The following is a 15,658-nucleotide window of genomic DNA, read 5'->3' as shown; positions in this document are numbered from 1 at the left end:
TCCCAAAGTTACCTTTGGGATTTTTTATTTATTTTGATTAAGCTATATCCTTAATTCAAAATCTTAGCATCTGCCGGAGCATCAAAAAAGTCTTTTGGTAGATCATTCTCAAATGAGACATCGGTAAAATCAATTTTGGTTATATACTCACCAGGCTGATTACCCTCTACTGTCCAATACGTTTTAAATCCGCCGGGCATAGTAATACCATCAACTTTTTGCTCACCATTAAATTCAGTGAATTTTTCTGGAGCATGACCACCGTCCTTAAAATATTCCGGGTAAGAAACAATGTATCTCATTACCGCAATTTTATTGCTTTCTTTATTCACGTAAAGAATATAGTAATCGTCTGGTGCATCGCCCGTGCCTGCATCAAAAGTTACTTTTACAACATTGTAGTCTTTATTTTTAAAGGTAGTAGGCTCCAATAGCTCTAAGTTCACTCCTTCGCCACTTAAAACAAACGGATGACCAACAAACCATAAGGGTGTCAATGCCCAGAATTTAGTATCATAAGCAAATGCCGTACTGTCCTTTGCCATGACCCAAGCCTTTTCACCAGTCCACCCAAATTTAGCCGAATTATCCGTAGCACTTGTATGTACCGCACGGTTGCTCCAAGTATCTACCGTTTGATAGCTATCTCTTGCCGTTTTCCCGTCTAAAGGCTGATAATTGAAACGAAAAGTTAGTGGACCATTGGCAAACCAAGTATCCAATCCGCCATGCGCTTCCATAGCATTCCATATAATTTTACCCGCCTCGGTTTCATTCAATCTATTTTTCGCTTTTTCAACTCTTGAATTTACCCATGAATCCGGATAAGAAATAACGTTAGATTCCGCAACCACTTCTTTGGTAGCTTTATCAACTGATTTAGGAGTTTCTTTACAGGATACGATTACTGCAAAAACTGATAAAAGTGAAAATTTGTAAAGTAATTTCATAATTGTGTGCCGTTTATTTATTTCCCAGTAAAAATCATACGGCTTTATGATCTAAACTAGCGGTTTTACGTTCCTCATAATTCTCGGCAACCTTTTTATCCAATTCTTGGGGTGCTTCAAAGTTCAGGGTATTTTCCTTGAGTCGTTCTTCACCGCCAAAAATTACTTGAAGTTCTTTATTAAATAAACCTTCTAATGATCGCTCTGCTACATACTCAGGTGCATCCATTTTTCTACCTTTAAACTTCTGCATCATCTCGGTATCCGTAGCCGTTGGAAAAGCACAGGTAACCGATACTTTGAAAGGAGCTAATTCGCGCCTCATAGAATCTGAAAACTGACGAATTGCAGCTTTGGTACTACCATAGACAGCGTAGAACGGCATTCCGATCAATCCTAATCCCGAAGAAATGTTTAAAATATATGCATCTTCAGATGACTTCAGCAATGGAATACAGTATTTTGTCAATAACATAACAGCGGTAAGGTTAACGGCAACTTGATCGTACAGATCTTCATCTTGTATATCCTCTAACGGACCAGCCGCAACTATACCTGCATTATTGATCAAAATATCCAGATGCCCCCATTTATCTTCTATACGGGCTGCGGCATCTCTCAATATTTCAATGTTGGCGACATCACCGGCTATCTTCATAAAGTTTACTTCAGGGTACTCCTCTGCTAATTGCTTGAGATTACTTTTGTCACGAGCGATCACCGCTATATTGGTTACTCCCTCTTTTATAAGGCTTTGAACCATACATTTTCCAATTCCGCGAGTACCCCCGGTAATGAGTACATTTTTACCATTTAGTTGCATATTAATAAGTGTTTGAGTTGAGTTAAATTGCACTTTAAATTAGCTAAAAAATAGACTCTAAACGAAGAAAATTGCAGGATGAACCCATTATTAAGAAAGTAGGAAAATCTATCTTAAAATTTTGCGTTTTTCTTAATGAAATAGCTTTAATCAACTATAAAACCAGTAGAAATTAATAAAATTAAATACGCACAGTTTCCCCTTAAGTATACAAATTAGAAAAGCCACCTAAATAGGTGGCTTTTACATAGTAAAGGAAAAAAGTCCTTAAGAAAAAAGAACTTTTATTTTAAGCTATTTTATTACGCTTACGCTCGTTCTCCGTTAAATAGATTTTACGTAGACGTAAAAACTTAGGAGTTACCTCAACATACTCATCTTTTTGAATATATTCTAAAGCTTCTTCCAATGAGAATTTTATTGCCGGTACGATCTTGGCTTTATCATCTGCACCTGAAGAACGTACGTTAGATAGTTTTTTAGTTTTGGTAATGTTCACGGTCATATCATCTCCACGAGAGTTCTCACCAATTACCTGACCTTCATAAATATCTTCACCTGGATCAACAAAGAACTTACCTCTATCCTGTAATTTATCTATAGAATAAGGAATAGCCTTTCCTGTTTCCATAGAAACTAAAGAACCATTCTGTCTTTGTGGAATTTCACCTTTCATTGGTTGGTACTCTAAGAAACGGTGTGCCATAATAGCCTCACCCGCCGTAGCAGTCAACAATTGGTTACGAAGACCAATAATACCTCTAGATGGTATAATGAACTCACATACCATACGATCGCCTTTAGCCTCCATACTGGTCATTTCACCTTTACGCATAGAAACCATTTCAACCGCTTTACCAGATACTGCTTCCGGTAAATCTATGGTCAATGCCTCAACAGGCTCACATTTTACACCATCGATCTCTTTTATAATAACTTGAGGCTGACCGATCTGTAATTCATACCCTTCACGACGCATGGTCTCAATTAAAACTGAAAGGTGTAATACACCACGACCGAATACCAAGAATTTATCTGCACTGTCCGTTTCGTTTACACGTAACGCCAAGTTCTTTTCCAATTCTTTTTGAAGTCTGTCGTTGATATGACGAGAAGTAACGAATTTACCATCTTTACCAAAGAACGGACTATCGTTAATGGTAAACAACATACTCATTGTTGGCTCATCTATAGCAATGGTCTTCAATGCCTCTGGATTTTCAAAATCGGCAACGGTATCACCAATTTCAAAACCTTCAACTCCTACCAAAGCACAAATATCACCCGTTTCAACTTCTTGTACCTTTTTACGGCCAAGACCTTCAAAAACGTACAATTCCTTTATTTTGGATTTCACAATGCTACCATCGCGCTTTACCAAAGAAATTTGCTGATTTTCTTTCAATGTACCTCTTTGCAATCTACCGATAGCGATTCTACCTGTAAATGAAGAGAAATCCAATGATGTAATCAACATTTGAGTGTTTCCTTCTTTTGGTTCAAAAGTAGGAATATGCTCAATTACCATATCTAACAATGGCTCAATGTTCTCAGTTTCATTTTGCCAGTCGGTACTCATCCAGTTGTTCTTTGCAGAACCGTATACTGTAGGGAAATCTAACTGCCATTCTTCTGCACCAAGCTCGAACATCAAATCGAAAACTTTTTCATGCACCTCTTCTGGAGTACAGTTTTCCTTATCTACCTTATTAATTACCAAGCATGGCTTTAAACCTAGATCAATTGCTTTTTGCAATACAAAACGTGTTTGTGGCATGGGACCTTCAAAAGCATCAACCAATAACAAAACACCATCGGCCATGTTCAATACACGCTCTACTTCACCACCAAAATCGGCGTGACCAGGAGTATCTATTATATTTATCTTAGTATCCTTATATACAACGGAAACGTTCTTGGATGTAATGGTAATACCACGCTCTCTTTCCAAGTCGTTATTATCCAAAATTAAATCGCCTGTATTCTCGTTTTCACGAAACAAGCTACAGTGGTACATTATTTTGTCTACCAAGGTGGTCTTACCGTGGTCAACGTGCGCAATGATCGCAATATTCTTTGTAGTAGTGGACATAAGGTCTTATTTAAGCGTGCAAAGATACTTTAAATATTTATAGCTACACTTAAACTTATGTTATTTTTATCTTATTGATTTTGAGAGAGTTCCCTTATAGGCATGCTACTTTTTTCTACCACCTACAACCCAACCAAGTCTAACATCTATTAAAATACCTGCATCCTTATAAAAATCATCAACAAAAATACCGGGACCAAAAGCCAAGCCCCAATAGAATCCTTTTCTGTAAGTACGCTGAATACCATATACTAAAGCACCGTTATAAAAATAATCCGAGGCGTATTCCAAATCACCAATTATTGGCGTACCCAATTGAAGTTGATTTAAAAATGCAATGTAGTTACCCGAGTTGCCAGATATATTCTTTCCTTTATTTAATCTTCTATTAAAATTTATGTATTGCCTTACATCTGCTTCTACGCCAGGATATAATCCAAATCTGGTCTCCCTTTCTGTACCGCCGTTAAGTGCAAATCCTAAGAACGCCTCTAAATTCAAAGTAGTTTTATCAGCAACCCCTAGTTCATAAGATATCCCTGGTGCTAAGGCATTAACTTTGAAAAGTCCGTCTTCCACATGCTTAACGGATTGTGCATTCAAATGAAAAACGGATAATAGAATAGCGGATAAAAAAATGGTTTTTTTCATAATGTAGATTAATTGGATTTTATGCGGGATGTATATCAAATACCAGACCAGATCAATCAAAAGTGGGCTTTCTGGATTTTCTTTTGGTAGCGATCCATCCAAAGGTCACATTAAGCAAAAAGCCATGACCGCTATCTAAAGTTTTTGAATCAAAATAGCCATAACCCACTTCTGCATTTACATTGAAACCTTTTCTGTTGGTTCGCTGAATACCGTATACTCCGCCATAGAATGCAAAGGCATAATCACTATTTCCGTCAGAAATATTATCTGTAAACTGTACAGGCTCCCAAAAAATACTACGTGCAGGACCAATGTAATTTGCAGAGTTACCTATTACATTCTTATTTACATCTAAACGCTCTTGAAAATTATGGTAATATCTAATTCTGGTATGCCATGCATAACCCAAAGCATAGCCTTCTTGGTATCTTGCAAATGCCGGAGTAAAACTTGTAGAAGCACTTACATTTTTAAATAACCCTAGCTCGTACCTAATACCTGGTCCCAATAGATTAATGGTGAATTGATGACGCTCTAGATTGATGAGTCCGTTACCTTTTTCCGAGAAATCCCTTATTTGTGCATTTGACAAGGAAACCGATAAGAACAGTAGAACAAGTGTGATTTTTTTCATGTAGATTGATTGATGTTGCAACTAAAACTACAAGATTAAAAAAAGGTAAACACTTGATTTAAAGAAATATTAAGAAAAAAGGTAAGATATTACCTACCCACACACCAACGTTTCTCACTGATGATCCAGCCAATACTTAAGTTAGCAACCGGATAGATTCCACCCTCAAACTGCCCAGCGTAATAGCCCGCACCAACATCTACCGAAAAATTAAAACCACTATCATAACTACGTTGCAAACCTGTAACCAAACCTGCGTACCCAAAAGCACCTTTTACATTTTCATTGGCAATAGTTCTAGGATTTGGAAAAAACACCGCTGCAGCCGGTGCTATGTAATTGGCAGAGTTGCCATAAATCTGTCTTCTATTGCGTTGTCGTTTTTCAAAGTTGTAATAATACCTATACTGTGCGGCAACTGCCGGAAAAACACCCAATTCATCATAAACATCTGGCAACAATGGATCTAATGCCACTTGAATACCAGCTTTAATATCAAAAGTAGTGTTGGCACCCAATGCCATTTCATACTCTAGACCGGGATTTATGAGGTTGATCTTTACTTGCCTAAGCTCACAATTTTTACCAAATTGAGCATGTAAATTAGATGTAACAAACGCCAGAACTATTAATAAAGTAAACTGTTTGATTTTCATTCAGATTTTTGATTTCGACAATCTTATCCTAATAGAACAGTAAGCTTCTTAAAATAGTATCTTTGTTTAAAAATATTCGACGAATGAACCTATCTCTTATACCCCAAATAAAACATACGGACAGTAACAACTTTTTTCTTCTCTCTGGACCCTGTGCCATTGAAGGTGAAGATATGGCATTGCGCATTGCAGAGCATATTGTGACCATAACCAATGAGCTTAAAATACCCTATGTATTTAAAGGAAGTTTTAAAAAAGCCAACCGTAGTAGGCTGGATTCGTTTACGGGCATTGGAGATGAAAAGGCTCTGAAAATTTTACGTAAGGTTTCTGAAACCTTTAAAGTCCCTACGGTTACCGATATACATACAGAACAAGATGCCGCTATGGCTGCCGAATATGTAGACGTATTGCAAATACCTGCATTTTTAGCCCGCCAGACCGATTTAGTTGTTGCCGCTGCCCAAACCGGAAAAACGGTCAACATAAAGAAAGGGCAATTTATGAGTCCGGAAAGTATGAAGCATGCCGTAAATAAAGTTACCGAAACCGGAAACGAGCAAGCTATCATCACCGATCGTGGAACCATGTTCGGTTACCAAGATATGATCGTAGATTTTAGAGGTGTACCTACCATGAAACAATTTGCTCCCGTGGTATTAGATGTAACCCATTCTTTACAACAACCCAATCAATCTTCTGGCGTAACTGGTGGTAGACCAGCTTTGATCGGCACCATGGCACGCGCTGGTGTTGCTGCAGGAGTTGACGGACTCTTCATTGAAACGCATTTTGATTGTGCCAATGCCAAGAGTGATGGTGCCAATATGTTAGACTTAGGATTAATGAAAAAGTTATTGACGGATTTAGTGGCGTTGAGAGCAATTGTTAATGAGTTTTAGTATTTTTTTCTATCAGTAAACATTATTAATGACCGAAGAAGATATAGTCAGAGGGTTTTGGTTTTTTAATCCAGAAAAAGAATGGCCTCCTAAAAAGGTTACTAAGCTTGATGAGTATAATGGAGGTGATAAATTAAATTTAGATATTACCCAACAGACAAATCTAAGTGCTTACCAACAAACAAAGTTAGTTGACAAATGGTGTGATACCCTACCCAAACTATCAAAAGTAAAATACCTTTGGTTTACTTCTAAAGTAAACCAAAAAACTTTTGACACAGTTTGCAAAATGCCAAATCTAGAAGGCATATGGATTAAATGGAGTAGTATAAAAACCATTGAGAGAATGGTAAAAATAAAATCATTGAAGCATTTTCATCTTGGCAGTTCTTCACAAATTGAAAGTATTACGTGTTTAGCAGATATGAATTCTTTAATAACATTAGAACTTGAGCACATTAAAAAAATCAATGAATTTGAACCGATTTCTAAATGCTTGAAACTAGAAGGTCTGGCAATTGAAGGGAGTATGTGGTCAACTCAAGAAATAAAGAATTTAAAACCGATTGAAAAGTTAAAGAACCTCAAATATTTGTCTTTAATGAATACTAAAGTTCTGGATGCTTCATTAAAACCCTTATTAAAATTAGAAGAACTAAAAAGATTTGATTCATCTTTGAACTTACCTTCTCAGGAGATTACTAGTTTAAAAAAAATAAAAACACTAGAATTCGGTAATGTCCCAGCGGAATATTTAGATGTTAAAATACAAATTAGAAATAAACTAAAATGGATAAAATAAAACTGACATCAATTATTCTACTATTATTTTCTATAGAATGTTTTAGTCAACAAACAGGAAGTACCAGAATGACACAAACTGTAGTTACTAATGGAATTGGGATAGGTAGCGCACTTGCTATTGTAATTTCATGGGACAGAAACAAATCAATTCTGTATGCGCTATTACACGGAATCTTGGGCTGGTTTTATGTGATTTACTACGTTATAGTTAGAGAAAAATAGTGAAATCCAACTATTAAATAAGGTTTATAGTACTAAACATTTACAATCAAAGTAAATCTTTCTGCTTATAAAACCCATTTTTACGAATGGAATAAGCATCTTGTAAAACATCAACTAAAATATCGTTATCTATTTCCTCTAAGGTAGTGTAACGTAATGAACGTACTACTTTTCTGTTTTCAGAAACTAGTACGTTCAAATGTTTGGTAAGGTGAGCAGAATTCCAAAAAGCAATATCTACAAACTTTTTTTTATGATTTGCATTTAAATAACAAATGGGAGATTTCCCAATGTAAAAACAAGGTATATTCCACTTAAATTTTAGTTCAACACCTGGTAAGGTTGTTTCGATCATCATTTGTAGATGCATTAAAATACCTTTATACGGTTCCGGTTGGTTATAAATATAGTGCTCTGCTGGGTTCATATCTATATCAATTGCATTAAGATATCGCACGAATACGACTATGAATTCTAATCAAATATATAATTTTGCCACTTTATAATTTATCATGAGCTTACAAACAACTTTTTTATTTTTCTCTATTTTAATATTTGGCTGTACCACAGGTTTCTCACAAGATAGTGAAGATGATAACTGGTATTTTAATAATAGTAAGACCTTGACCGAGTTGTGGGAGCTAGATGATGAACATCATCGTGGTAATTTCATCCTTACCTCTTATAAGCCTATCTACATGACATTGGCTAAATATTCCACAAACCCTAACGAGTTTCCCGTAGCCGAAAATTCAGATAAAGTCCTAGACGAACCCAATAGTTTAAATGCTGTTGAAGCAAAATTTCAAATCAGTTTAAAAACAAAGATTTTACATAATATGCTGGGCGGGCGAATGGATCTTTGGATGGGTTACTCACAAACTGCCTACTGGCAAATTTATAATACCGATCGCTCAAGACCTTTTAGAGAACTGAATTATAAGCCAGAAATCATAGCCAATTTCCCGATCAAGTTTCCCATTCTCGGATTTGATGCAAAAATGGTAGGTATATCGGTCATTCATGAATCAAACGGACAGTCGGACCCCATCTCCCGAAGCTGGAACCGTATTGCCTTGCACGCCGGTTTTGAAAAAGGCAACTGGCAGGTAATGCTAAAACCATGGTTACGTGTGGGAAGCAAAATTGACGATAACGAAAATATATCTGATTACATAGGAAGAGGTGAAGCCGACGTTACCTATGATTGGGGCAGGCAACGTTTTAGAGCCATAGCCCGGCATTCACTGAATTTAGGAGATAAAAGCAGGGGAAGCCTACAGTTGAACTGGTCTTTTCCAATTCATAAAAACTTCAATGGCCATGTACAATTTTTTGATGGATATGGAGAAACGCTTATAGATTACAATCACCGACAAACAACCCTTGGTATAGGCGTCTCTTTAATTAACTAGTAACCTAAACATTACACAATACGGGTTACTGAATATTGGTTTTAAATTTTTTGGGCGTAGTACCTTCTTGACGCTTAAACGCTGCAGAAAAATGGGTTGCATTTTTATAACCTATTTGCTCCGCAATTTCATAAATAGGCAAATCAGTGTTCACCAGAAGTAATTTAGCCTTTTCAATTTTTTTATTGATACTATATTCATGGACGGTTTGTCCAAAAACCCGCAAGAATTCCCGGTTCAGCAGGGTTTTATTCATACCCATTTCTTTAGACAATGTAGCCACCGAATAATTAATGGCTAAATTATCACTGATCTTTTTTTTGACACTTAAAAGTTTCTTTACCCTGTGACTATTTTGGACCGAGTTGTTCTTATAATGCTCTTTCTTATAATTGGAAACTTGAATGGCCAACATTTCAAAAACCTTAGCCTTCAAATAAATTAGTCTTGCCGTACCTTCTAAACTCAGCGTATCAAAAGATTCAAGAATTACCATCATCTCATTAGAAATGGGTACTACCAAATTATCATCTATAAGTTCTTTTAATTTAAGATCATTGAAAAAACCATGTTTTGTTAAGAACGCATTAGACAACCTTACTTTAATTTCCTTATAAGTTTTGTTCCCCGCAATCTTAGACGTGCCATGAAAAGATTTAATATTTGCCATGTAAGAATCACCGCTACCTAAAAAAATATCTTCACAACCTGCAACAGATATTACCCGTTCACCCTCAATTAAAAAAGTAAGCTGCACAAAATCTATAGTTAGCTGTTGTTTTAAGATAATATCTTTCTGTAACCTAAAATGCATTGCAGATATACAAACATCTTCAATTTGTATTACATCTATACGGCCTTGCCCAAATGAATCTTTTATACGGTATACCTTATGGTCAATATCATTGTTCTGCTTTACCTCAACACAATCGGCAATTTCACTATACGAGATTTTATTGGTCTCAGATAAATCTACAATCTGTACATCTGTAAAACTGCGTCTTTTTTTTATCATTTCACGTCATTTCTAATCCACAACAAGGTCATAAATTCGCTTCAAATTTATTTAGACTAATTAAAAATAACAAATATTAAATGAAGAATCTTTACACTATACTGATCTTGTTCATAGGCACATTGAGCACTTTTGCGCAGTCTGCAGGAGTCTCAGGGTCGGTAGTTGATCAAAATAATAAACCACTTTCAAATGTGAACATCACTATTTCACATACGAGCTTGGGTACTACCACAGATGCCAAAGGTAAATTTGAGATAACCGATCTGGCACCTGGCGCATACACCCTAACGTTCTCCATCATGGGGCATGATACCAAACAGGTACAAGTAAACGTAGTTGCCAATAAAATAAAAGAAATACCGAATGTATCGTTACCGGAGAAAAGTGAACAATTAAATGAAGTGGTGGTAAAAGGCCATCATAACAAATACGCGGTAAAAACACCCTCTTCCTCCTTACGTCTAAAAACAGAAGTAGCTAAACTACCCCAAAACATTCAAATTATTAGTAGTGAACTATTGCAAGATCAGCAGGCTACGAGCATTATGGATGGGGTGATCAGAAACGTATCTGGTGTAACCATGTTAGAGCACTGGGGCAATTTTGCCAGGGTGAATATGAGAGGATTTAGATTACCTGCATTTAGAAACGGTTTCAACGTACAAGACTCATGGGGTCCATTGTCAGAGGACATGGCCTTTGTTGACCAGATAGAATTTGTAAAAGGTCCTGCAGGTTTTATGATGTCTGCCGGTGAACCAGGCGGATTTTATAATGTAGTAACCAAAAAACCTACGGAAAGAACTATTCGTCAAGTTTCATTGATGGCCGGTAGTTTTGACAATTACCGAGCTACTTTAGACCTTGGCGGTAAGGCAACAGAAAACGGAAAGTTATTGTACCGTTTTAATGCCATGTACCAAACAGCTGACAGCCATAGAGGCAATGAAGACGCTGAGCGTTATGGCTTTGCCCCTGCCCTAACCTACAAGCTTTCCCAAAAAACAGCTGTAACGGCAGAATTAAATGTACAACAGGCAGAAAGTTATATGGGTGCCGCTTATGTTTTTGCCCCTAATCATGATGGCTACGGTAGTTTAGATAGAGATTTTAAATTTACCGATACCAACTATCCAGCATCAGACATTCAAGAAGTAACATTCTTTGGAACCATAAAACACGACTTTAATAAAAATTGGAGCTGGGAAACAAAATTTGGTTCTTTACGCTATGATCAAGTAGGAAATTCTACTTGGGTCTGGTCTTTAGAGGAAAATGGAGATGCCGTAAGGTACATTAGCAATTGGGATGCCTTATCCGTTGGAAAATATTTTCAAAGTTATATTACCGGAGCATTCCATACAGGTGGTATAAATCACAATATACTGGGAGGGTTTGATTATAGCCAAAAAGAATATTGGGCAGATTTTAATCAATTCGGCTTAACGGATGTTGATCAACCCTTCAATATTTACAACCCTGTTTACGGAAATACCGAACTTCCTATTTTTGACAAATCTACCCCGGTACAATACAGAGACAATATTTACAATTACGGGGGAATTAATCGTTCTGTATATCTGCAAGATGAAATAGGTTTCTTCAACAACAAAGCAAGATTAACCCTTGCCGGAAGATACACTCACCTGTTCACAAGAGGTAAAGATGAAACAGATTCTAAAATTACGCCGCGTATAGGTCTAAGTGTGGATATATTACCTACACTAAGCGCCTATGGTCTATATGACCGCTCTTTCATTGGTCAAAATGGCGTAAGCTTCACCGGGGAAGCATTTGACCCCGTTGATGCAAACGATATTGAAGGAGGTCTTAAAAAGAGTTTTTTCAACGGAAGGTTAAGAACATCCTTGGGTGCTTACCAGATTACCAAAGAAAACGTATTGGTCACCGATCCTGAAAATCCTAATTTCTCTATACAGTTAGGTGAAATACAATCTAAAGGTATTGAGTTTGATCTGCAGGGCGAAGTAACCCCTGAGTTGAATGTTATACTCAACTACGCTAATACCAACGTTGAAATTACGGAAGATACCGACCCAGAAAATATTGGTCAACGTGTAGCCGGTCATGCAAAACACATTACCAACGGCTGGCTTAATTATAAATTCTCGGAAGAATCCAAACTTCACGGTTTTGGTGGCTCATTGGGGTATCAATATCAAATAGACCGTTCTACCTGGTCTTGGGGAGCGGACAATGAATCTCAATTACCGGATTATTTTAGGTTAGACGGCGCATTGTCATGGAGCAACGACAAACTTAGGGTACAGCTCAACGTGAACAACCTACTAGATGAATACCTCTATTCAGGATCTAATTACGCTGCTTATTTATACTGGCAATCAGAACCCGGTATTAATGGTAGAGTTACCGTAACCTATAATTTTTAAAGAACAGCATACAATTTTTTGTTGAGTTAGTTCAAATTGGTTATCCCCTCGGTTTTACCGGGGGTGTAGCCTTAAAAAAATAAACATGAAAAGAATATTTATTACACTTACTTTACTACTATTTTCCATATCGCCCATGTTCGCCCATTATTTATGGCTTGAAACGGACCGTACCGGCAGTCTAAACAAAGAACAAGAGGTACGTGTATACTTTGGAGAATACACTTATGGGGTTATTGAAAAAGTAAAAGGTGAAAACTACCCATCCGTTTCAAAGTTTACGTTATGGCTTATACATCCTAACGGTAAAAAAACAGCATTGAAAATTTCTTCCAAGGAAGAATATTATGTAGCCCATTTTACTCCAAATACAAATGGCACATATACCGTTGCCCTAAACAATGATGATATAGAAGTACTAGATTATACAGAATGGGATTTCGGTATTTTTAAAACACACTATCAATCGACCGCAAAAGTTCAAGTGGGCGACCAAGCCACAGCTACTAAAACTTTAAACCAAGATGGTATCGTTATCAAAGAACTACCCGGCACCGATAATCAAATTACACTACAAGTACTATTTAAAGGTAAACCCTTAGCTAAAAATGAATTTAAACTATATGTATCTGACCTATGGAGCAAAACCATAGAAACAGATGAAAATGGAGAAGTAAGTTTCTCTTTGCCCTGGAACACCAAATATACTATGGAAACCACTTTTGAAGAACGTGTTCCCGGCACATTCAATGGCAAGGAATATGAATTTATATGGCACTGTGCCACCTATTTTATTTCAAAATAACCTCTAGCAATGATCACCGCAATCCTAACACTTTGTTTTACTGGTTTTTATTTGGGTTACGCCACAACAAAAAGACAAAAAGTGCCAGTACACTTACATATTGAAAACTGGTGTCAAAAGAAAAGTAAAGTAGCAAATTCTTTAGGTTATGTCTTGCTACTATTTGCCTGTTCCCTAACCATTTACCATTTTGGTTGGGGTTCAGGTATTTTTACTTTTTCGGTCATTTTAATGACCATTGCAAGTCTTGTAATCTTGTTACAGCCCTTACACCTAATTACTTACAAAACCTTAATACCAACTGTTCTACTCATATTCTTGATCGAATTTTCACTTCTCTGATATGCCCGCTAATTCAAAATATCTGAATCCGTCTTTCTGGCCACGTTTCTCAAAAATTACCTCAGCTCTTCTTGGCGGTTTTATAGTATCTGTACTTTTTCATTTGGCAGTTGCCAGTTGGTTTGATCATGTGACCGTAATCATAACCAGTACCTATAGCTCACTTATTCTGTGGGCAGTTTTAATGATTGTAGCGTTTTTAGCAAAAAACGGCTGGAAAATATGGGGTATTTACCTGCTTACATCCATCATTTTGGCAATTATCATGTTTTACGGCAAAGCTTTAAATCCAATTCTATAATGAACAAAAGAACTTATAACATTCTATTTCATTTACACACCGTTAGTGGTATCGTGATCAGTGTAGCTCTTTACGTTATTTTCTTTACAGGTTCATTTTCATTTTTTAGAGATGAGATTGCCAATTGGGAACGTGGGCATACCGTAGAAATTCCTGATGAAATACAGTTGAACTTTGATGAGACTTTTCAACACATGTCAACCGAGAAAAACCTGTATGGAAGGGATATTGAATTAAGGCACTATTACAACGAACAGAATATTGGGGTGAATTTAGGCAGCTCCAAAGATACTTTGCTAACCAAAGAGGATGCCGCAGGCTCATTTTATTATTTGAATACCAAAGATGCAACTACTAAAGACTACGTAAGCTCATATACATTGGGGGAGTTCTTGTATAGACTTCACTTTTTTGCACAACTGCCCCACCCTTTTGGGTATTATTTATCTGGTTTTGTAGCATTCTTTTTTCTGTTTGCGCTGTTAACCGGTATTATAGTACACTGGGATAAGATCATTTCCAATTTCTACGTATTTAGACCAATGACCAAATTAAAAACCGTGTGGACAGATGCACATACAGCTTTGGGCGTTATAGGTTTCCCTTTTCAATTCGTTTATGCCGTAACCGGAACGTTCTTTATGTTAAAAGTACTATTGGTTGCGCCTACTGTATTGGCATTATATGATGGTGATGACAAAAAGCTATATGAAGACCTAGAATATGCTCATCCGGAATTTGAATTTCAGAATACTGCACTGACCCGTCCGGTTAGTATCAACAAATACGTAAACAAAGTCAAAAATCAATGGACCAATTTTAAAGTAAACGAAGTGCATATCTTCAACTACGGTGATACGGGCATGCACGTATCGGTAAGTGGCAACTTGGATTTTAAGGACAAAATAAACGGTTATGGTTACACTATTTTTAAAGTAGCCGATGATAGTGTTCATAGTGTAAAAGACCCCACTAAAAAAATACAGTACCTAGATGCCGTTAAGGGTATATTTTATAGGTTGCATTATGGGGATTATGGGGGATATGGCTTACGCATTATCTCTTTTATACTTGGTTTAATAGGATGTTTTGTAATACTTAGCGGTGTACTTATATGGTTAACCGCTAGAAACAAAAAGAACATACCCCTTAAAAAAAGAAAGTTTAACGAAACCGTAGTACGGTATTATTTGGCGATTTGCCTAAGCCTATACCCAATAACGGCCTTATCATTTATTTTGGTACAGGTCATTAATCCTGCGGGCATGGGATTATTGTATCAATTTTATTTTATAGGATGGCTGCTAATTACCATTTTCTTTGTTATCAAAAAAGACAATTATTTCACTAACAAATACACCTTACTCTCGGGTAGTTTAATTGGACTGTCCATTCCTATTGTAAATGGTTTTTGCACTGGCAATTGGCTATGGGTGAGCTATACAAAAGGTTATGATCAAATTCTGTTTATCGATGTCTTTTGGATTGTAATTAGCATTACAGGTTTACTTATTCTTAGTAAAATGAATGTAAAGCAAAAAAAATCTTGAAAATACAGCGGATTAAAAATACCGTTATCATAAACAACTTAATTCTCTATAGAGCAATTTTCAGCTAATAAATAGAACC

16 protein-coding genes are annotated in these 15,658 nt (G+C 36.5%); 8 read left to right on the top strand and 8 right to left on the bottom strand.

Annotation, left to right across the window (positions count from 1 at the left end; genetic code table 11):
- Nucleotides 1-50 precede the first annotated feature (50 nt).
- From B2Z27_RS06870 to B2Z27_RS06845, 6 genes are all read right to left on the bottom strand, one after another.
- The gene (locus B2Z27_RS06870; RefSeq protein WP_286813083.1) at nt 51-950 is read right to left on the bottom strand and encodes a DUF6503 family protein; all 900 of its coding nucleotides are present in this window, start codon (nt 948-950) and stop codon (nt 51-53) included.
- 34 nt (nt 951-984) lie between these two features.
- Nucleotides 985-1,773, bottom strand: a complete 789-nt coding sequence (locus B2Z27_RS06865) for an SDR family NAD(P)-dependent oxidoreductase (protein ID WP_099189483.1) — start codon at nt 1,771-1,773, stop codon at nt 985-987.
- Nucleotides 1,774-2,062: 289 nt separating this feature from the next.
- Nucleotides 2,063-3,865, bottom strand: a complete 1,803-nt coding sequence (typA, locus tag B2Z27_RS06860) for a translational GTPase TypA (protein ID WP_058103710.1) — start codon at nt 3,863-3,865, stop codon at nt 2,063-2,065.
- 105 nt (nt 3,866-3,970) lie between these two features.
- Entirely contained in the window at nt 3,971-4,516 is a 546-nt protein-coding gene (locus B2Z27_RS06855) for a hypothetical protein (protein WP_286813079.1), read from the bottom strand.
- Nucleotides 4,517-4,568: 52 nt separating this feature from the next.
- Entirely contained in the window at nt 4,569-5,153 is a 585-nt protein-coding gene (locus B2Z27_RS06850; RefSeq protein WP_286813077.1) for a hypothetical protein, read from the bottom strand.
- 89 nt (nt 5,154-5,242) lie between these two features.
- Nucleotides 5,243-5,809 (bottom strand): hypothetical protein, encoded by a 567-nt coding sequence (locus B2Z27_RS06845; protein ID WP_286813075.1) that lies wholly within the window; start codon nt 5,807-5,809, stop codon nt 5,243-5,245.
- An 83-nt stretch (nt 5,810-5,892) separates the two neighbouring features.
- Here B2Z27_RS06845 and kdsA point away from each other — a divergent pair, with 83 nt between their 5' ends.
- Both kdsA and B2Z27_RS06835 read left to right on the top strand, forming a co-directional pair.
- Nucleotides 5,893-6,711 carry a 3-deoxy-8-phosphooctulonate synthase gene (gene kdsA / locus B2Z27_RS06840; protein ID WP_286813073.1) on the top strand — a complete coding sequence of 273 codons (819 nt, stop codon included), beginning with the start codon at nt 5,893-5,895 and terminating at the stop codon, nt 6,709-6,711.
- A 28-nt stretch (nt 6,712-6,739) separates the two neighbouring features.
- The gene (locus B2Z27_RS06835; protein ID WP_286813071.1) at nt 6,740-7,513 is read left to right on the top strand and encodes a hypothetical protein; all 774 of its coding nucleotides are present in this window, start codon (nt 6,740-6,742) and stop codon (nt 7,511-7,513) included.
- A 270-nt stretch (nt 7,514-7,783) separates the two neighbouring features.
- Here B2Z27_RS06835 and B2Z27_RS06830 read toward each other — a convergent pair whose 3' ends face one another.
- A complete protein-coding gene (locus tag B2Z27_RS06830; protein ID WP_286813069.1) occupies nt 7,784-8,164 on the bottom strand; it encodes a DUF1801 domain-containing protein in 381 nt (126 codons plus the stop codon).
- Between the two features lie 85 nt (nt 8,165-8,249).
- On the opposite strand from B2Z27_RS06830, the gene B2Z27_RS06825 reads away from it, so the two are divergent.
- Nucleotides 8,250-9,152 (top strand): phospholipase A, encoded by a 903-nt coding sequence (locus tag B2Z27_RS06825; protein ID WP_286813067.1) that lies wholly within the window; start codon nt 8,250-8,252, stop codon nt 9,150-9,152.
- Between the two features lie 25 nt (nt 9,153-9,177).
- Here B2Z27_RS06825 and B2Z27_RS06820 read toward each other — a convergent pair whose 3' ends face one another.
- Entirely contained in the window at nt 9,178-10,167 is a 990-nt protein-coding gene (locus B2Z27_RS06820; protein WP_286813066.1) for a helix-turn-helix domain-containing protein, read from the bottom strand.
- Between the two features lie 80 nt (nt 10,168-10,247).
- Here B2Z27_RS06820 and B2Z27_RS06815 point away from each other — a divergent pair, with 80 nt between their 5' ends.
- The 5 genes from B2Z27_RS06815 (at nt 10,248) to B2Z27_RS06795 (ending at nt 15,579) form a co-directional block, all read left to right on the top strand.
- Nucleotides 10,248-12,581 carry a TonB-dependent receptor gene (locus B2Z27_RS06815; RefSeq protein WP_286813065.1) on the top strand — a complete coding sequence of 778 codons (2,334 nt, stop codon included), beginning with the start codon at nt 10,248-10,250 and terminating at the stop codon, nt 12,579-12,581.
- A gap of 85 nt (nt 12,582-12,666) precedes the next feature.
- Nucleotides 12,667-13,386: a DUF4198 domain-containing protein gene (locus B2Z27_RS06810; protein WP_286813064.1), complete on the top strand. Its 720-nt coding sequence runs from the start codon at nt 12,667-12,669 to the stop codon at nt 13,384-13,386.
- Between the two features lie 9 nt (nt 13,387-13,395).
- The gene (locus tag B2Z27_RS06805) at nt 13,396-13,728 is read left to right on the top strand and encodes a hypothetical protein (protein ID WP_286813063.1); all 333 of its coding nucleotides are present in this window, start codon (nt 13,396-13,398) and stop codon (nt 13,726-13,728) included.
- A 1-nt stretch (nt 13,729) separates the two neighbouring features.
- Nucleotides 13,730-14,029, top strand: a complete 300-nt coding sequence (locus B2Z27_RS06800; RefSeq protein ID WP_286813061.1) for a hypothetical protein — start codon at nt 13,730-13,732, stop codon at nt 14,027-14,029.
- Nucleotides 14,029-15,579 carry a PepSY-associated TM helix domain-containing protein gene (locus B2Z27_RS06795; RefSeq protein ID WP_286813059.1) on the top strand — a complete coding sequence of 517 codons (1,551 nt, stop codon included), beginning with the start codon at nt 14,029-14,031 and terminating at the stop codon, nt 15,577-15,579. The genes B2Z27_RS06800 and B2Z27_RS06795 overlap by 1 nt, the downstream gene beginning before the upstream one ends.
- The last annotated feature ends 79 nt before the right edge of the window (nt 15,580-15,658 follow it).

The organism is Maribacter sp. UBA3344 (assembly GCF_002362375.1).
Taxonomy (GTDB): domain Bacteria; phylum Bacteroidota; class Bacteroidia; order Flavobacteriales; family Flavobacteriaceae; genus Maribacter; species Maribacter dokdonensis.
This window is presented reverse-complemented; position numbering and strand designations above follow the sequence as displayed.